Raw genomic sequence first — 18,734 nt, 5'->3', positions numbered from 1 at the left:
AAATAATCCTAAAAATTATTAAGAAATATTAAAAGCAGGAAATAGCAGTCCGTGTATAAAACAAGACGGCCTGCGATGGCAGGCCGTTTGTTTTAAAAATGAGGGGGGAGATAGTGAGTGGTTAATCAACTATCTGAAACCTATTATAAATGGAAGTTGTGTTCAAAGTATGTCCATACCCTTAAAGAAAGATAAAAATCTTAAAGAAATACTAAAAATAAAAGAAATGTATTCAAAACCGGGAATTGACGCGCCGGGTTACTTCAGAGATAATAGTGAGAGAGAAAAATGTAGAGGAGAAAAGCGATGATTCAAATAGAGAAAGAGATCCAGGCCAGGCTGTTTGAACTGCAGGATTTGAAATATAGGGATTTCCAGTGCAAATTGATGCCGACGGTTGATCCTGATTCTGTAATCGGAGTGCGGACGCCGGAGCTGCGGAAGCTGGCGAAGGAATATGCGAGAATGCCGGCGGCGCGGGAGTTTTTGGACGTTCTGCCGCACAGGTATTATGAAGAAAACAATCTCCACGGATTTTTGCTGGAAACAGTTAAGGATTATGAGGATGCCGTAAAGGAGGTGGAACGGTTTCTGCCATATGTGAATAATTGGGCCACCTGTGATATGATGTCTCCCAAGGTATTCGGCAAGCATTTGCCAGAGCTGTTCGATAAGATCAAGGAGTGGGTGAAGAAGGATGATACGTATACGGTGCGATTCGCTGTCGGCATGCTGATGCGGTTTTACCTGGATGATGCATTTAAGCCGGAGTATCCGGAGCTTGTGATTGGTATCCGTTCGGATGAGTATTATGTCAATATGATGCTTGCCTGGTATTTTGCAACGGCCCTGGCCAAGCAGTACGGGCAGATACTTCCGTTCCTGGAGCAGAGACGGCTGGATAAATGGACGCACAATAAAGCGATCCAGAAAGCAGTGGAGAGCTGCCGGATCACTGAGGAGCAGAAGGCCTATCTGAGGACATTGAAGATAAAATAGAAGCGCTTTTCTGGTGATCAGCCTTTAATGAGGATCAGGAGCATTTTGAATGGCGTGAGTGCTTCGACCGCGTGGGGAATTTCTGCCGGCATGACAATCACTTCGCCGGCGGTTAAGTGATGGCTTGTCTGGTCAACGGTGATTCTGGCTTCGCCTTCGAGGATATAGGCCATAGCGTCTCCGGGGGCGGTGTGGGGGTTTAGTGCTTCTGTAGCGTCGAAAGCAAACAGCGTGATCCCGGCGTTTGGCTGTGCGGCCAAAGTCAGGCTGACAATTTTTCCGGGCTCATAATTTACCCGGTCTTTCAGGGACAATGGCTGCGCTCTCCCAATGTTTTTAATCAGATCATTCATAATTATATACCTCCATATTTTTTGAGTGGTTTTCAGTAAATTTAATTTTCCCGCGGCATGAGTTGCAGTAATTTCAGCGGTTGTTCTGCTAGTATTGCATGTGGTAATCCGGCCGGGACAGCGATGTAGCTGCCGTAACAGAAGGTTTTTCAGATATTCTATGTGTTTATATCTTACTTATTTCAGTATACCCCAAAATCTAAAAAAACTGTTTCCGCAATAACCTTTAAAAAACATACAGGATATATAACAGTAAGTATTTTTTAGATCAGAATCAGGAATGCCGCAGAAATCTATGGTGCATTTCCAGTTTTGGCCTGCCCCCGCCTGTCTTTCTTGTGACCTAAAACGCTTCAATGAGGTTCTCCAAAAGTGTCGCCGGTATAGCTTCAGACAGTAATCATTGGCCAATTATGGCTGACTGGTGCCAGTATTTCTTCGTTTGTTTCAAAGCCTATTGTCTGAGACCATAGGGTATCCATTATCTTGCTACAAAACCCAGATTGGGTTGTGTAGGTAGATTGTACACAAAATCTTCATCAACTTAAGCGGTTCGCATAATTGAAATCTCATCCTGAGTATGTTATTCTATTAAGGAATATAAACAGTAATCCATGCTGTGTGGAGGATAAGCCTATGCGATTATCAGTATTGCTGAAAGAGATACAATATACGTGTCTGAGGGGGAGCGAGGACATTGATGTTGCAGGAGTAGCCTATGATTCCAGGAGGGTGGAAACAGGCTCTCTTTTTATTTGTATACGTGGCGCTCTGGCCGACGGGCACGAATATGCCGGGGATGCAGTAGCCAAGGGGGCGGCTGCCCTTGTGGTACAGGAGCCGGTGGAGGTTCCGGAGGGTGTTACTGTGATTCTTGTGGAAGATACGCGCTATGCGCTGTCGCTGATCTCAGCCGCCTGGTTTGACTATCCGGCCAGGAAGCTTAAGACCATAGGCGTCACAGGGACCAAGGGTAAGACGACTACCACTTATATGATTCAGTCCATTCTGGAGGCGGCCGGCCATAAGGTGGGACTGATCGGAACGATTCACTGCATCACGGGCAAGAGGGTATTTTCTTCTGAAAACACCACGCCGGAGTCCTATCTGGTGCAGGAATATTTTGCTGAGATGGTGGATGCCGGTTATGACTGTGCGGTCATGGAGGTATCTTCCCAGGCGCTGATGCTGCACCGGGTGGCGGGGGTGATGTTCGATTATGGCATTTTTACTAATATTGAGCCGGATCATATCGGGCCGAATGAACATTCCAGCTTTGAAGAATACCTGGAGTGCAAACGCCAGCTGCTCCGTCAGTGCAGGGTAGGGATTGTCAACAGAGATGACAGGCATTTTGACCAGATGATCCGGGGACACACCTGTGAACTGGAAACCTATGGCTTTTCAGAGCAGGCGGACTTGAGGGCGGAAGAAGCCCGGCTGGTGGCAGAGCCGGGATACCTGGGCATCCGGTACCATGTGAAGGGGCTGCTGGATCTTCCAGTGGAAATTGACATTCCGGGGAAATTCTCTATATATAATTCTCTGGCTGCCATAGCTATCTGCCGCCGCTTTGGCGTGACGGAAGAAAATATACGGTCCGCGCTGAAGAAGGCGAAGGTCAAGGGACGTGTGGAGATGGTGAAGGTTTCTGATGAGTTCACTCTTCTGATCGACTACGCCCACAACGCTATGAGCCTTAAGAGCCTGCTGACTACCTTGCGCGAATATAAGCCCCACCGGCTGGTGTGCTTATTCGGCTGCGGAGGCAACCGGTCACGCTCTAGGCGCTTCGAGATGGGAGAGATTTCCGGGCGGCTGGCCGACTTAACCATCATCACTTCGGATAATCCGAGGAATGAAGCCCCCCAGGCAATTATTGACGATATCAAGACAGGGATCGGAAAAACAGAAGGGAAATATGTGGAAATCATTGACCGGAAAGAGGCCATCGCCTATGCGATCCATCACGGTGAACCGGGCGATATAGTCATATTGGCCGGAAAAGGGCATGAAGATTACCAGATCATCAAGGGCAGGAAGTATTCAATGGATGAACGTGTTCTGATTCAGGAAATCCTGGAGGAGGACAGGAAAGCACAGTGAGGGGAGAACGAGGCAGGTAAAGAGGCAGCTGGTCACGAAGTGAACAGTAACGTTAAGGAACTGCCGCGGGCGGCTGATAAGAAATAAGAGGGCAGCATGAACGAACGATACGCGGATATTATTGTTGACATCACTCACGAGAAGCTGGACCGGACCTTCCAGTACCAGATACCTCCGGAGCTGGAAGGACGGGTACAGGCGGGAACGCGGGTGAAGATCCCTTTCGGCGGAGGCAACCGCATCATAGACGGCTATGTGATCGGCCTGGGGAGCAGGCCGAAATACGAACCCGCTAAAATTAAAAAGATTGCTGCGGTGGCGGAAGACGGGATCACCGTGGAGACCAGGCTGATCACGCTGGCCGCCTGGATTCGGGAAACCTACGGTTCCACGATGATTCAGGCGCTGAAGACAGTGGTGCCGGTGAAGGATAAGAAAAAAGCTAAATCCGGCAGGAGAATCCTGCTGAATGTTGACCAACTGCAGGCAGCCTCCTGGCTGGAGCAGTTTCGGAGAAGGAAATACAAGGCTAAGATCCGGCTGCTGGAGGCGCTGGTGGAGCGGCCGGAGCTTACCGATGAGTATGTTTCCAAGGAGTTGAAGATACCGGGAGAGACGCTGAAAAGCCTGGCAGAGCAGGGAATTATCCGGCTGGAACAGTTTACGGTATACAGGAACCCTATTGGGGAATCGGATGTTTTGGTTCAGGAGAAAGAAGCTCCCGGTTTGACGGCGGAGCAGAAGGAGGTTCTGGACGGAATCCTCAGAGAATGGGAAGCCGGGGGACGCCCCTGTCTGATTCAGGGAATAACGGGCAGCGGCAAGACTCTGGTCTATATGGAGCTGATAGAGAAGGTGCTTCTGGAAGGCCGCCAGGTGATTATACTGATTCCGGAAATTGCCCTGACCTGGCAGACGGTCCAGCGGTTTTACCGGAAATTTGGCAGTCTGGTGACTGTTCTGAATTCTAAAATGTCCCCGGCAGAGAGGTATGACCAGTTTGAACGGGTGAAACAGGGAGAGGTCCAGATTGTGATAGGGCCAAGATCAGCTCTGTTTACCCCGTTTCCGAGGCTGGGGCTGATTGTGATCGATGAGGAGCATGAGAACTCGTACCGGAGCGAGGGAACGCCCAGATATCATGCGCGGGAGACTGCGATTGCCAGAGGAAAGCTGGAGGGAGCGCATGTGGTTCTGGGATCGGCGACGCCGTCGGTTGATGCTTATTATCGCTGCAGACAGGGGAGCTATGCGCTGTTTCAGATGAAGAGCCGGTATGGAGGCGCAGTTTTGCCGAAAGTATATCCTGTGGATATGCGGGAAGAATTAAAGAAGGGAAACCGTACAGTTTTGAGCGGTCCCCTTCAGGAGGCCATCGGGCTTCGGCTGAGGGCCGGAGAACAGGTTATGCTGTTTCTCAACAGGAGAGGCTACGCAGGCTTCATTTCCTGCAGGGCCTGCGGCCATGTGGTTAAATGTCCCCACTGTGACGTTTCCCTCACGTATCACAATAACGGCAGGCTGATCTGCCATTACTGCGGTTTTGAGAGGGAACAGCTAACGAGCTGTCCGGAGTGCGGATCACCGTATATCGGAGGCTTTCGCGCCGGAACCCAGCAGGTGGAGCAGGTGGTGAGGAAGTTTTTTCCTGAGGCCAGGACTCTGCGTATGGATGCGGATACCACCAGAGGAAAGGACGGCTATGAGAGGATTCTGAAAGCGTTCTCCGGAGGAGAGGCGGATATTTTGATCGGCACTCAGATGATTGTGAAGGGGCACGATTTCCCGAAAGTGACGCTGGTGGGCGTGATTGCTGCCGATGTATCTCTGTTCGCCAGTGACTACCGGGCGGCAGAACGGACGTATCAGCTGCTGGTGCAGGCGGTTGGCCGTGCAGGCCGGGGAGAATTGCCGGGAGAAGCCGTGATACAGACTTACCATCCGGAGCATTACAGCATACAGGCGGCCCTTTCCCAGGATTATGAAGCTTTCTATGAGGAGGAGATCGGCAGCCGCGAGCTGATGGGCTATCCGCCCGTGTCAAATCTGCTGGCCGTTCATGCCTCCTGTGACAGGGAGGATACCCTGCAGAATGCTATGGAGTATATCAGAAGATATTTGATCAGGATCAGGAGGAGGAACGATCTGCAGCTGGTAGGCCCGGCGCCGGAAAGCGTTGCCAAGGTCCAGGATTATTACAGGGAAGTGCTGTATCTAAAGAGCGGAGAGGAACAGGAGCTGATCCGGATGCGGGAGCTGCTGGAACGTTACATAGAGATCAACAGGGGCTTTGCTTCTGTTCATATACAATTTGATTTTAATGCTTAAAGGAGAGATGAAAATGGCGTTGCGGAATATCAGAATCATGGGTGACAAGGTGCTGGAAAAGGTTTGCAGGCCGGTGGATGCGGTGACCCCGCGAATCCGCGAGCTGGCGGGAGACATGCTGGAAACTATGTATGATGCCTATGGAGTGGGCCTGGCGGCCCCTCAGGTAGGGATACTGAAAAGGATCGTGGTGATTGATGTGGATGGGGAGCATCCCCATATCCTGATCAATCCGGAGATTCTTGAGACCTCCGGCGAACAGACGGGGGATGAAGGCTGCCTGAGCCTTCCCGGCAAGTCGGGTACGGTCACACGGCCAAATTACGTGAAGGTCCGGGCCTTTGATCTGGATATGAACCAGTTTGAACTGGAGGGAGAGGGCCTTCTGGCCAGGGCGATCTGCCACGAGTGTGATCATTTGGACGGGATTCTGTATACCTCCCATGTCGAGGGAGAACTGCGGGACAATGCCGCGCTGGAGGATGAGGACGAGGAATGAGAATAGTATTTATGGGAACCCCGGATTTTTCTGTGGGTACACTGGAAGCGATTTTGGCGGCCGGCCACCAGGTGGCGGCGGTGGTGACGCAGCCTGATAAGCCGAAGGGGCGGGGCAAAGCCCTGCAGGCCACACCTGTGAAGGAAGCTGCCCTAGCCCACGGTCTGACTGTCTATCAGCCCAGGAAGGTCCGTGAGGACAGTTTTTTGGAAGAATTGAAGAAAATTAATCCGGATGTAATAGTTGTCGTGGCATTTGGGCAGATTATTCCCAGGACGATTCTGGAACTGCCTAAATTTGGCTGTATTAACGTGCATGCCTCGCTGCTGCCTAAATACCGTGGGGCGGCGCCGATCCAATGGGCTGTGATTGATGGTGAAGAGGTTTCCGGAGTAACGATCATGCGGATGGACGCCGGGCTGGATACGGGGGATATGTTGTCTAAGGTTGAGGTTCCCCTGGCAGAGGACGAGACGGGCGGCTCACTGTTTGACAAACTGAGCGAAGCGGGAGCCAGGCAGCTGGTTCAGACGCTTGACCGTCTGGAGGACGGCACGGTTCAGCCGGAAAAGCAGCCGGAAGAGAGTCCTACGGGTTATGCGAGGATGATAACCAAAGCGGACGGGCTGATTGACTGGACGAAGGACGCGAAATCCATCGAGCGTCTGATACGGGGGCTGAACCCCTGGCCCAGCGCTTTCACGCGCCTGGAAGGCAAGAATCTGAAAATCTGGAAAGCGGCTGTACAAGAACAGGATTCCGGCCTGGCGCCGGGAACCGTCATCAGTGCGGGCAGAGAGGGCCTGTCTGTCCAGACCGGACAGGGACGGCTGAACATATTGGAGCTGCAGTTGGAAGGGAAGAAGCGCATGGAAGCAGATGCATTTCTGCGTGGCTGCACCCTGGAGACGGGCGCGGTTCTGGGCTGAGAATAAAAGGAGGCAGTTGAATGGGACTTTATTACTGGGGGTTTGACTGGACGTATCTATTAATTTTGGCGGCTTTTTTGGTTTCCCTGGTGGTTCAGATGAACATGAACGGGACGTTTCAGAAGTACAGCCGGGTCAGAAGTATGAGCGGGATGACGGGAGCAGAGGCAGCGGAACGGATTCTGCGGAGTGCCGGAATTTTCGATGTTCAGGTGGTTCATATTCAGGGGAACCTGAACGATCACTATGATCCCCGGACGAAGGTGATTAAGCTGTCTGATCCCATATACGGCAGCTCTTCTCTGGCGGCGGTGGGAGTAGCGGCACATGAGTGCGGCCACGCGATGCAGCATGCCACGGAATATACGCCTCTTTCTGTCAGAAGCGCCCTGGTACCGGTTGCCAATCTGGGTTCCCAGCTCTCATGGCCGTTGTTCCTGATAGGCCTGATCTTTTCCGTGAGGCCTCTTTTGACGGCCGGCATTTTCCTCTTCTGCGGAGCGCTGCTGTTTCAGTTGATTACGCTTCCTGTGGAGTTTAATGCTTCCCGCAGGGCGCTCAGGACGCTGGAACAGACAGGGATTATGGGGCAGCAGGAGATATCAGGGACCCGTAAGGTGCTGGGAGCCGCAGCTATGACCTATGTGGCTGCCGTTGTGGCATCCCTGCTCCAGTTGCTGCGGCTGATCTTACTTTCAAGGAGACGCAATGACTAATTATGTGAATATGCGTGAGCTGGCTCTGGAGTCCATGCTGAAGCTTCAGAAGGAGGGACGCCAAAGCCATACGGTTTTCCGGAAGGTTTTGGAGAAATACCAGTATCTGCCCAAGCAGGACCGGGCTTTTTATACCAGGCTCTGTGAAGGAACGCTGGAGTACAGAATTTTGCTGGATTATGTGATCAATTATTTTTCCAAGGTTCATACGGAGAAGATGAAGCCCGTGCTTCGGGAAATCCTGCGGCTTTCTGTCTATCAGATAAAGTATATGGATGGAGTCCCGGATTCGGCCGTGGTAAATGAAGCGGTTAAGCTGGCGCAGAAAAAAGGTTTTTATCAGTTGAAGGGCTTTGTGAACGGCGTGCTTCGGACGATCTCCCGGGAAATTGGACAGGTCCGGTATCCGGACTGGAAGACGCCCGTGGATTATTTATCGGTCTGTTATTCAATGCCGGAATATCTGGTGAATCAGTGGCTGGATCAGTTTGGATTCGTGGATACGGAGGCGATCTGTCAGTCGTTTCTGGAAACAAAACCGATGACGGTGCGGGTCCGCCAGACCGGGAATTCAGAGGAAGAGACCCTTGAAAGTCTCCGGAAGCAGGGTGTGACGGTCAGTAAGGCGCCTTACCTGGATTATGCCTGGTATCTCTCAGGATATAATTACCTGAATGGGCTGGATGCATTTGCAGAAGGCAGGATACAGGTGCAGGATGTGAGCTCCATGCTGGCGGTGGAGGCAGCGGGCATCCGGCCGGGTGACCGGGTGCTGGATCTCTGTGCCGCGCCGGGTGGGAAGAGTCTGCTGGCTGCGGACAAGATGGGGCTGTACGGCCATGTGGAAGCCAGAGATCTCACATTACATAAGGTAGAATTGATACAGGAAAATATTGAGAGAAGCGGAGCGATTAATATCACAGCCAGGCAGGCCGATGCCACGGAATTTGACCGGAGCCTGGAGGGGAAGGCCGATGTGGTGCTGGCTGACGTACCCTGTTCCGGATATGGCGTGATCGGCAGAAAGCCGGATATCAAATACCGTGCCAGCGCCCAGAGCCAGAGGGAGCTTGTCCGTCTGCAGCGCAGGATTCTGGAAAATGCTGCGGCGTATGTGAAGCCGGGCGGAATCCTGGTTTACAGTACCTGTACGATTGGAAGGGAAGAGAACCAGGATAACATAGAATGGCTGTTGTCCGGCAAGCCGTTCCGGCTGGAAAGTCTGGAACCCTATCTGTGCCGGGAACTGCAGGGAGGTACGGCGCCGGAGGGTTATCTGCAGCTCCTGCCGGGCATTCATAAGTGTGACGGTTTTTTCATGGCCCGGTTAAAGAAGGCAAAAGGCTGATCAGCGATACAGATTGGAAGATTAAGAGTATGGATGAATTGTGTGAACAGGCAGATATTAAATCAATGCTCCAGGAAGAGTTGCAAAACCTGGCCGCCGGGCTGGGGGAGAAGCCCTTCCGGGCAAAACAGCTGTTTTCATGGCTTCATGAGAAGCGGGTGGAAAGATATGAGGAAATGACCAATCTTTCTAAAAAATTCAGGGAGCAGCTGGAAGAAAAATATCCGCTGACGGTTTTAAAGCCTGTGGATATGCAGGAATCGAAGATAGACGGCACCCGTAAATACTTGTTTGCCCTGGAGGACGGGAATGTGATTGAAAGCGTTTGGATGCGGTATCAGCACGGCAATTCAGTCTGCATTTCTTCTCAGGTAGGCTGCAGGATGGGCTGCCGTTTCTGCGCGTCGACCATCGGAGGAAAAGTACGTTCCCTGAAAGCTTCAGAGATGCTGGAACAGGTCTATCAGATTCAGCGTCTGACCGGGGAACGGGTGTCCCATGTGGTAGTCATGGGGACGGGAGAGCCTCTGGACAATTACGATCATCTGGTGCGTTTTGTGAAACTGGTGAGTTCTCCGGAAGGTCTCTGCATCAGCCAGAGGAACCTGACGGTATCCACCTGCGGCCTGGTGCCGGAAATGTACAAGCTGGCGGAGGAAGGCTTTGCGATTACTCTTGCGCTGTCTCTTCATGCACCCAATGATGAGAAGCGCAGAGAGCTGATGCCGGTTGCGAATAAATATTCGATGGAAGAGGTAATCGGCGCCTGCAGGAATTATTTTGAGAAGACAGGGCGGCGGATTACCTTTGAATATGCTCTCGCAGGGGGCAATAATGACAGCGACGAGGACGCGGGGGAGCTTGCCAGGCTGTTGTCGGGGTTGAACTGTCACGTAAATTTGATCCCGATTAATCCTGTAAAAGAAAGGAATTTTGTGCGTTCTGACAAAAAAGTGATCGTGAATTTTCAAAATAAACTTGAAAAATACGGAATTAATGTTACTATTAGAAGAGAAATGGGCAGCGATATCGATGGCGCCTGTGGACAATTAAGAAAAAGCTATTTGGATAACCAGCGCAGTTAGTGCGTCATGGGAGGAAAACATATGAAGGTATTTTCTGCGACCGACATAGGACAGAAACGACAGATGAACCAGGACTTTATATATACTTCAGAAGAGCCGGTGGGAAACCTTCCCAATCTTTTTGTGGTGGCTGACGGTATGGGCGGCCATAACGCGGGGGATTTCGCATCCCGCTACGGCGTGTCCGTGCTGGTGGAGACAGTCAGGAAAGACAAGAATTTTAATCCTGTCAAGATCATCCGGAACGGAATTGAAGCGGCGAACCGGGAGGTGCTGGATCAGTCCAGGAAGGACCCGTCCATGTCTGGAATGGGTACGACGATGGTAGCCGCGACGGTTGTAGGCGGCTATGCATATGTGGCAAATGTGGGAGACAGCCGTTTATATCTGGCAGGCGAGAAGCTGGACCAGATTACGCAGGACCATTCCCTGATTGCTGAAATGGTACGGCTGGGGGAATTAAGTCCAGAGGAAGGAAGAAATCATCCGGATAAGAATATTATCACCCGCGCAGTAGGAACAGGGGATGAGATAAAGATTGATTTTTTCGACATCAAACTGGAACCCGGAAATCAAATTGTGATGTGCTCGGACGGCCTGTCCAACATGGTGGAGGATGGGGAAATCTTCAGCATCCTGAAGGAAAGCGGCGCAGAGGACAAGGCCCAGGCGCTGGTTGACCGGGCAAATGCAAATGGCGGCAAAGATAACATAGCTGTTATTGTCGTTGAACCATTTACAAACGAGGTGAGAGAATGTTAAAAGAGGGAATCATTATTGGAGAGAGATATGAGATCATATCCAGGGTAGGGTCCGGCGGTATGGCTGATGTCTACAAGGCGAAGGATCATAAGCTGGACCGGATGGTGGCAGTAAAGGTATTGAAGGCGGAGTTCCGTGAGGACACGACCTTTATTGCGAAATTCAGGAAGGAAGCCCAGGCCGCGGCCGGGTTGTCACATCCCAATGTCGTCAACGTGTTTGACGTGGGAGAAGACAGGGGGCTCTATTACATTGTGATGGAATTAATCGAAGGCATTACGCTGAAGGATTACATCACGAAAAAAGGCAAACTGAGCGTTAAAGAGGCCACCAGTATTGCGATACAGGTTTCTCTTGGGCTGGAAGCCGCACATAACCGCGGGATCATCCACAGGGATGTAAAACCCCAGAATATCATTATTTCCACAGATGGCAAGGTAAAGCTGTCTGATTTTGGAATTGCGAAGGCGACAAATTCGAATACGATCACCGCCAACGTGATGGGATCTGTGCATTACAGCTCTCCGGAACAGGTGCGGGGCGGTTTTTCCGATGCGAAAAGCGATATTTATTCGCTGGGCATCACGATGTATGAGATGGTGACAGGCCGCGTGCCCTTTGACGGAGATACGACGGTTTCCATTGCGATCAAGCATCTTCAGGAGGAGATGATTCCTCCGTCCAGATACACGCCGGATCTGCCTTATTCGCTGGAACAGATCATATTAAAGTGTACCCAGAAGAATCCGGAGCGCCGGTATGCGAATATGGCTCTTCTGATTGAGGATCTGAAGCATTCGCTGATTGATCCTCAGGGGAATTTTGTCGCCCTGGCGCCGCTGAGCGCACATGCGCAGACAGTGAAGATGTCAGACCGGGAAATGGAGGAGATCCGTGCGGGGATGACTTCCTCTACCAAACCGGTGAGCTCAAAGACCTCGAGATATGATGATTATGACGATGACGAAGATGAAGAGGATTATGAGGATGACATTGACGACGATGAGGATGACGATGATGACGCAGTGAGCTCGAAGCTGGAAAAAGCCATTACGATTGGCGGATTTCTGATTGGGGCAGTAATCATTATCATTCTGATCGTTGTAATTGGAAATATGGCGGGACTTTTTAATAAGAAATCCCCCACAAAAGATAATTCAGCAAGTACGTCTATTTCCGCCAGCAGCCCATCCGATTCAGAAACTGAGGAGGTTGCGGTTCCTGATTTCCGGGGAAAGACGCTGCAGGAGGCCCAGGAATTGGCCGGAAAGCTGGGTATCGGGGTGAAACAAACGGCTACACAGGCGTCAGATGAATATGCGCAGGGGCAGATTATCTCTCAGGAGACGGAAGCCAAGACCAAGGTGGCCAAGAATTCCACGATTAATGTAACGGTGAGCAGCGGAAAGGCGAATGTGACTATTCCCAGCGGCCTGGCGGGAGCCACCCAGACAGATGCAGAAAGCATTCTGCAGGGACTGGGGCTTGTGACCAGTGCAGAGCTGCAGTACAGTGATACGGTGGAGACGGGAAGGGTTATATCTGTTGATCCAGCTGAAGGAACATCTGTGCTTCCGGGCTCCGCAGTTAAACTGTATGTGAGCAAAGGCGCTGAGCCGACCCAGGATCTGGTCGAGGTACCTTCTCTGAGAGGATACAGCGAGGCCGATGCCAAAAGCATTCTGGACAGCAAGGGGTTGAATTATACAACAACTACGGGATATACCAATGAGCTGAACATCGGCGATGTAATTTCACTGAGCCCGGGTCCCGGAGAGCAGGTTCCGGCAGGAACCACCATCACTCTGACGATCAATACGCAGAGCGCGTCCGGCGGGGATACTAATTGGGTTTGTTACAGCCCGCTGACAGAGCCGGAAGCCTATAACGGAGGGAGCGTGCGGCTGGAGCTGGTGCAGAACGACACTGCGATCACAATTTATGAAGGCGCCAATCCATGGGCCAACGGGGCGTACAGTGAACCTATTTACGGTGCGCCGGGAGTTTCTACAGGCGTGATTAATGTGTATGAAAATGATGAACTGATCGCGAGATATCCAAATGTGACGTTTGAGGCGCCGTAATTTATTATGATAGGTAAGATTGTAAAAGGTATTGCCGGGTTCTACTACGTTTCTGTAGTGGAATCCGGCATCTATACTCCCGAATATCCCAAAACACAGGCCCCTGACGGGCGGGGAAACGGTTTACGCTGTTCCACAATGTATACTCCCGAGTATCCCGCAACACATGCCCCTGACGGGGCGGGGGAACAGCTTTGCTATTCCACAATGTATGAATGTAAGGCGAAGGGGATTTTTAGGAAAGAGGGCAAAAAGCCTTTGGTAGGCGACAATGTCCGGATTGAGGTTCTGGATGAGGACGATAAAACCGCGAATCTTGTGGAAATTCTTCCCCGGAAGAATGAACTGATCCGGCCCGCTGTATCCAATGTGGATCAGGCTATGGTGATTTTTTCACTGGAAAGCCCGAAACCAAACGGAGCCTTGTTGGATCGTTTTCTGATTATGATGGAAAAACAGGGGGTTCCTGTTTTTGTCTGTTTCAACAAAGAAGATCTGGTTTCCCTGGATGAGGCGGAGCACTGGAAAAAGATTTACAGGAGCTGTGGCTATGACGTGCTGCTCTGCAGCGCCGGAGATGGAAAGGGCCTGGATGAGATAGAAACACGGCTGACCGGGCGCACAACAGTTGTGGCCGGGCCTTCCGGTGTGGGAAAGTCGACAATCACGAATCTGATGCAGACAGAGATCTGCATGGAAACTGGTGAGATCAGCCGCAAGCTGAAGAGGGGAAAGCATACTACCCGTCATTCCCAGCTGATCCCGCTGGGAGGTGATACGTATCTGTGCGATACTCCAGGATTCACGTCCCTGTATACAGCGGAGATGGACAAGGAAGAGCTGAGGAATTATTTTCCGGAATTCGCCCCCTTTGAAGGTGGATGCCGTTTCCAGGGCTGTGTGCATGTGAATGAACCGGACTGCAGGATTAAAGAGGCTGTGGAAGCGGGAAAGATCAGCAGTGAGCGGTATGAAAATTACAGGATGTTTTATGAGGAGTTAAAAGAAAAAGAGAAAAGGAGATATTAATATGTATCAGTTGGCACCTTCTATGCTTTCAGCAGATTTTAACCGTCTGGGAGAGCAGCTGGCCCTGCTGGAACAGTGCGGATGCCAGTGGCTGCACATCGATGTGATGGACGGGATGTTTGTGCCCAGCATTTCCTTCGGTATGCCGGTAATCTCTTCGATCAGGAAAGAAAGCGGGCTGTTTTTTGATGTCCACATGATGGTGGAGGACCCGGGCCGTTATGTGGAGGAGATGAAGAAAAGCGGCGCAGACATGCTGACCGTCCATGCGGAAGCCTGCAGACATCTGGACCGGACGCTGCAGACGATCCATGAATGTGGAATGCAGGCGGCCGTCGCCCTGAATCCCGCCACCCCCCTGAATGTGCTGGATTATGTGCTGGATAAGACGGACATGGTACTGCTGATGACTGTGAATCCGGGCTTTGGAGGCCAGTCTTATCTGTCTGCGATGACGGATAAAATCAGAAGCCTTCGGAAAAAGCTGGACGAGGCCGGATATCGGGAAACCTCCATAGAGGTAGACGGCGGAATAAACAGTGAGACAGCCGGACTGGTATTGGAAGCAGGGGCCAATATTCTGGTGGCCGGTTCAGGCGTATTTAAAGGTGATATCCCGTCGAATGTTGCCCAGTTCCAGGAAAAATTTAACCAGAGGAAATAAAAAATGAAAACGATCATTATATCCGGGGGCGCCATAGAAGATGGCTTTGCCCTCGGTTTTCTCGAAAAAATAAAGCCTGATTGTATGGTAGCCGCCGACCGCGGTCTGGATTTCTGCTACCGGAACAGAATTCAGCCTGATTGCATCGTGGGAGATTTTGACAGCATAGCTCCGGAAGTGATTGGGTATTACCGCGCAAATAAGGAAATACCGATCTACACCTTCAACCCGGTTAAGGATACCACCGATACGGATATTGCTTTAAATCAGGCTTTAAAGCTGGGAGCAACAGAAGTCTATTTCCTGGGAGCTACCGGAAGCAGGCTGGATCATGTCCTGAGCAATATTTACAATCTATACTTACTCTGGCAAAAAGGAATCACCGGCTGGATTGCCGACCCGGGTAACCTGATTACAATGCCTGTAGAGAGAGAAATAGTTCTCAGAAAAAAAGAACAATTTGGAAAATATGTGTCTTATTTTCCGTTTCGGGGTGAGGTGCGCGGATTGACGCTGGAAGGTTTTCAGTATCCGCTTCAGGAGTATACACTCGTGCAGGGCGATGGGGGGCTTTCAGTCAGCAATGAAATTCTGGAAGAAGAAGCTAGGATAAGGTGGAGAGAGGGGATATTGATCCTGATGCAGAGCAGGGATTAATTATGGTTTTGAGGCGAAGCGGGGATGGATACTTGGACGAACACACCGGGGCAGGACTTGTACCGGAATGTAAAGAAAGTGCCGGTAAAAAGATGAGCAGCCGAATACAAAAGGGAAAAAATGGCTCCTTTTTGGTAAGAATTCAGATATGATAATTCTTATTAAAAAGGAGTATTTTTACTTTATAGGAAAGTTCTCCTTTTGGAGAACTTCTGAATTAAAAAAGCTCGGGGGGAGGCGGGCATGAGAAACAGACGATCCTGGATCAGAAGAGATAAAACCCTTCTTCGTCAAAATCGTCATCATCAAAATCGTCAAATTCATGAAGAAAATAGTCCATGTCCAAGAGATCTTCATCACTCATTTCACGGACTTCATCAGAAGTTACACCTTCTGGCGGTTCTTTAATATATTGTTCTCGAAGTTTCTTTGCAAGTTCTGCTTCTGTTATGTATTCCATAGTGACAGCCTCCGCTTTCTGATAGATAGTTTGATTGTATCACGAAAACGTTGGAGTTGGAAGATTTGGAATTAGGGCGGGAGACCGGCACATGTGCTTACGCATTACCTTTTCATATAATTCATGCAAAGAAACAGGTTTATGATTGAAATATAGTTCTTGAAAAAGCATTTTGCTGCCACAGTTAGGACATTTCAAAGGATCATAGCCAAAAGAGGAAAGGATACATTCTCGCCAACGGTTAAAGGATAAGAGAATCTTATGTTTTTCCTTGGAAATAGCTCGTCGCAGATAACAATCCGATTTACAATGCCTTGCATAGATACCATAATAGCGAATCATTTTGAAATGCTTTTCCGGTATGTGTTGCGTAAGACGAGAAATAAAATCAAGGACTGGAAGATTTTCAGTCATAAGTTTGTTATCCTCATGACGGTTGTAATGGAAGGTAACAAAGTCACCATCGTAAGCATCGATACGAGAAGTAGCAATTACAGGCCGGCCAAGATATCTTCCAATATATTTGATTACATTGGAAGGATTGCATTTATTAGGCATGGCACGGACATAGAAACCATTTTTGTGGTCAGCATAGATGGTAGATTTTACTTTTTTAAAGGAGTTGCCAAGGTGTATATGCAGTTCGTTAAGCAGGGCGGTTTGAAAAGAATCCCGAAGGAGCTTAAAGTTGAAATGTTTTATATGACGCCAAAGCAGAGAATTGCCGACCCCACCTTCTGAGACAAGACAATGTATATGGGGATTCCATTTTAAGTCTCGTCCAAAAGTATGCAGGACACAGATAAAGCCAGGAGTGAAGGACTCTGATTTGTTGAGCTTATGGAACATACGGGAGACCACGCTGTTAACAGCGGAGAACAGACAGTTTAGAAGGGAACGGTCTTCGAGAAAAAAATGACGGAGTTCGCTGGCGATGGTAAAAACACAGTGTCGATGCTGGACATCAATGATTTTAAAAGACATGGAAGTAGACCTGTCAATGGAGTACATGTTGCCACAGGTAGGACAGAAACGGGAATGGCATCGAAAGGGAACATATTTGAAAGTACCACAACAAGGGCAGGCAAACATGGCGCCACCAAAGGAAGGATCGCCACAATGAATCATTTTTTCGACATTTTCGATGACAGAGTCACGAGGATGTAAGATATAAAACATTTCTTCGTAATGGTCTTTAAAAATATTTTGTAAGATATTCATAAAACTATTATGAACCAAAGTAACAAAAAAGAAAACCCCACCCCTCATGAATGAGGGGCAGGGGAGTTGAATAGGCGAAGCCTATTTTTTATATAACGGATCTTTCAATAAAATAGCCCACATAAATGCGGACATAGAAAACAAACGATGCCAGAAAAGGTCGATGTAAAACCCTTCTTCAAATTCATCATCGTCAAGACCATCAGCACGATAGGGAAGTAGCACATATCCGGCAAATCAGAGTCAGTCATGTTTTTGACGGGTTTTGCAGTCCTTCCTTCTGGTAGATTTCTGATATATTTTTGTCTGAGTTCCTCTATAACTTTATGAAAGGACAATGGTGAAAGCCAAATCCTGTATCATACTAAATTTATTAACAGGCATGAGGCAGCGCCAATGGATCCAAAACTTGTCAGAGAAGACAGCGGCCCGGAATAGGCGGCTAGTGTTGCATTGTTTTCTGGTGTTTGATATAATTGAAATGAGTAGGATTCCTCTGCTTTAATGGAGGAATAATATAGTGTTGAAAAAGAAGCTGGATGAGCTTACTCTGAAAGATAATTTCATGTTTTGTGCTGTTATGGCGGACGTTGATAATTGCCGTGGGTTTTTAGAGATGTGTCTGGGGATCTCCGTTGGAAGGGTGGAGGTCAGCAGTGAGAAGAGTGTGGTATTCCGGCCGGAGTACAGGAGCGTGCAGCTGGATGTCTATGCGAAGGATGCTGACAATACCCATTACGACATAGAGATGCAGGTCGTACAGAAGCCCGGGCTGGCAAGGCGCAGCCGTTATTATCACAGCCAGATGGACATGGAGCTTTTGCACTGTGGGCAGGATTATCAGGAGCTGTCGGATTGTTTTGTGATATTTGTCTGCGATTTTGACCCGTTCGGGAAAGGACGGTATCTGTATACCTTTGAGAATTGCTGCCTGGAGGAAGGGGAGCTGAAGCAGGAGGAAGGGTGCCGGAGTGTTTTCCTGAACACCTGCGTGAGGAACCTGGAGGAGGTTCCGGCCGGACTGGTAAATTTTTTGGAATTTGTGAAGGCGAATTTGGCAGAGAGCCAGAGGAATTTCAGGGACGTCTATGTGACGCAGCTTCAGGATTCGATCCGCCTGATAAAATCAAGCAGGGAGATGGAGGATAAATTTATGACCTTACAGGAAGTAATTTTGGATGAGCGGGCAGAAGCGAAAGTAGAAGGAAGGGCAGAGGTGATTTTGGAATTGTTAGAAGATCTTGGAGCCTTACCTGATGAGGAGCTGGCCGAGAAAGTCATGAATGAGAAGAGACCAGAAGTGCTGAGGCGATGGCTGAAGCTGGCTGCCAGGGCCACCTCTGTCGGGCAGTTTATGGAAGAAATCCAGTAAGTCAAATCTTAAAGTATCTTATGGCGGGTGCTGCAGGTCAACAGTACCCAATGCCTGTTTCTGTTTTTATCTTATAGTCGATACCGTATCTGGTAATTTCAATAGAACAGGGAAGAGGAGTT

The 18,734-nt window shown here is 49.7% G+C and carries 17 protein-coding genes; 14 read left to right on the top strand and 3 right to left on the bottom strand.

Annotated elements, in window-relative coordinates; all coding sequences use genetic code 11:
- The first annotated feature begins 306 nt into the window (after nucleotides 1–306).
- A complete protein-coding gene (locus tag H9Q79_RS10840) occupies nucleotides 307–999 on the top strand; it encodes a DNA alkylation repair protein (protein WP_118643034.1) in 693 nt (230 codons plus the stop codon).
- A gap of 17 nt (nucleotides 1,000–1,016) precedes the next feature.
- On the opposite strand, the gene H9Q79_RS10835 is transcribed toward H9Q79_RS10840, so the two are convergent.
- Nucleotides 1,017–1,352, bottom strand: a complete 336-nt coding sequence (locus H9Q79_RS10835; protein WP_249328278.1) for a cupin domain-containing protein — start codon at nucleotides 1,350–1,352, stop codon at nucleotides 1,017–1,019.
- 636 nt (nucleotides 1,353–1,988) lie between these two features.
- Between H9Q79_RS10835 and H9Q79_RS10830 the strand changes: the two genes are divergently transcribed.
- The 12 genes from H9Q79_RS10830 (at nucleotide 1,989) to H9Q79_RS10775 (ending at nucleotide 15,559) form a co-directional block, all read left to right on the top strand.
- Nucleotides 1,989–3,458 carry a UDP-N-acetylmuramoyl-L-alanyl-D-glutamate--2,6-diaminopimelate ligase gene (locus tag H9Q79_RS10830; RefSeq protein WP_249328277.1) on the top strand — a complete coding sequence of 490 codons (1,470 nt, stop codon included), beginning with the start codon at nucleotides 1,989–1,991 and terminating at the stop codon, nucleotides 3,456–3,458.
- Nucleotides 3,459–3,554: 96 nt separating this feature from the next.
- Nucleotides 3,555–5,786 carry a replication restart helicase PriA gene (gene priA, locus H9Q79_RS10825; RefSeq protein WP_249328276.1) on the top strand — a complete coding sequence of 744 codons (2,232 nt, stop codon included), beginning with the start codon at nucleotides 3,555–3,557 and terminating at the stop codon, nucleotides 5,784–5,786.
- A 13-nt stretch (nucleotides 5,787–5,799) separates the two neighbouring features.
- Nucleotides 5,800–6,285 carry a peptide deformylase gene (gene def, locus H9Q79_RS10820; RefSeq protein WP_249328275.1) on the top strand — a complete coding sequence of 162 codons (486 nt, stop codon included), beginning with the start codon at nucleotides 5,800–5,802 and terminating at the stop codon, nucleotides 6,283–6,285.
- Nucleotides 6,282–7,214, top strand: coding sequence for a methionyl-tRNA formyltransferase (gene fmt, locus H9Q79_RS10815; protein ID WP_118643038.1), 933 nt, complete (start codon nucleotides 6,282–6,284; stop codon nucleotides 7,212–7,214). The genes def and fmt overlap by 4 nt, the downstream gene beginning before the upstream one ends.
- A gap of 20 nt (nucleotides 7,215–7,234) precedes the next feature.
- Nucleotides 7,235–7,930 carry a zinc metallopeptidase gene (locus H9Q79_RS10810; RefSeq protein WP_118643040.1) on the top strand — a complete coding sequence of 232 codons (696 nt, stop codon included), beginning with the start codon at nucleotides 7,235–7,237 and terminating at the stop codon, nucleotides 7,928–7,930.
- Nucleotides 7,923–9,278, top strand: coding sequence for a 16S rRNA (cytosine(967)-C(5))-methyltransferase RsmB (rsmB, locus tag H9Q79_RS10805; RefSeq protein ID WP_249328274.1), 1,356 nt, complete (start codon nucleotides 7,923–7,925; stop codon nucleotides 9,276–9,278). Before H9Q79_RS10810 ends, rsmB begins: the two co-directional genes overlap by 8 nt.
- Nucleotides 9,279–9,307: 29 nt before the next feature.
- Nucleotides 9,308–10,363 (top strand): dual-specificity RNA methyltransferase RlmN, encoded by a 1,056-nt coding sequence (rlmN, locus tag H9Q79_RS10800; protein ID WP_249328273.1) that lies wholly within the window; start codon nucleotides 9,308–9,310, stop codon nucleotides 10,361–10,363.
- A gap of 21 nt (nucleotides 10,364–10,384) precedes the next feature.
- Complete coding sequence (locus tag H9Q79_RS10795; RefSeq protein ID WP_118643044.1) at nucleotides 10,385–11,125, top strand: Stp1/IreP family PP2C-type Ser/Thr phosphatase; 741 nt, start codon at nucleotides 10,385–10,387, stop codon at nucleotides 11,123–11,125.
- Nucleotides 11,119–13,209: a Stk1 family PASTA domain-containing Ser/Thr kinase gene (gene pknB / locus H9Q79_RS10790; RefSeq protein WP_118643046.1), complete on the top strand. Its 2,091-nt coding sequence runs from the start codon at nucleotides 11,119–11,121 to the stop codon at nucleotides 13,207–13,209. The genes H9Q79_RS10795 and pknB overlap by 7 nt, the downstream gene beginning before the upstream one ends.
- A 207-nt stretch (nucleotides 13,210–13,416) precedes the next feature.
- Nucleotides 13,417–14,238, top strand: coding sequence for a ribosome small subunit-dependent GTPase A (rsgA, locus tag H9Q79_RS10785; RefSeq protein ID WP_249329713.1), 822 nt, complete (start codon nucleotides 13,417–13,419; stop codon nucleotides 14,236–14,238).
- A gap of 1 nt (nucleotide 14,239) precedes the next feature.
- Nucleotides 14,240–14,902 carry a ribulose-phosphate 3-epimerase gene (gene rpe / locus H9Q79_RS10780; protein ID WP_249328272.1) on the top strand — a complete coding sequence of 221 codons (663 nt, stop codon included), beginning with the start codon at nucleotides 14,240–14,242 and terminating at the stop codon, nucleotides 14,900–14,902.
- A gap of 3 nt (nucleotides 14,903–14,905) precedes the next feature.
- The gene (locus H9Q79_RS10775) at nucleotides 14,906–15,559 is read left to right on the top strand and encodes a thiamine diphosphokinase (protein ID WP_118643048.1); all 654 of its coding nucleotides are present in this window, start codon (nucleotides 14,906–14,908) and stop codon (nucleotides 15,557–15,559) included.
- 265 nt (nucleotides 15,560–15,824) lie between these two features.
- Here the strand turns inward: H9Q79_RS10775 and H9Q79_RS10770 are convergent, their stop codons facing one another.
- Together H9Q79_RS10770 and H9Q79_RS10765 are read right to left on the bottom strand one after the other, a co-directional pair.
- Nucleotides 15,825–16,019, bottom strand: coding sequence for a hypothetical protein (locus H9Q79_RS10770; RefSeq protein ID WP_249328271.1), 195 nt, complete (start codon nucleotides 16,017–16,019; stop codon nucleotides 15,825–15,827).
- Between the two features lie 39 nt (nucleotides 16,020–16,058).
- Nucleotides 16,059–17,240, bottom strand: coding sequence for an IS91 family transposase (locus H9Q79_RS10765; protein ID WP_249328270.1), 1,182 nt, complete (start codon nucleotides 17,238–17,240; stop codon nucleotides 16,059–16,061).
- Between the two features lie 520 nt (nucleotides 17,241–17,760).
- On the opposite strand from H9Q79_RS10765, the gene H9Q79_RS10760 reads away from it, so the two are divergent.
- Nucleotides 17,761–18,612, top strand: coding sequence for an Rpn family recombination-promoting nuclease/putative transposase (locus H9Q79_RS10760; RefSeq protein WP_330596800.1), 852 nt, complete (start codon nucleotides 17,761–17,763; stop codon nucleotides 18,610–18,612).
- Nucleotides 18,613–18,734: the final 122 nt, after the last annotated feature.

The sequence above is a fragment of the Wansuia hejianensis genome (assembly GCF_014337215.1).
Lineage (GTDB): Bacteria > Bacillota > Clostridia > Lachnospirales > Lachnospiraceae > Scatomonas > Scatomonas hejianensis.
This window is presented reverse-complemented; position numbering and strand designations above follow the sequence as displayed.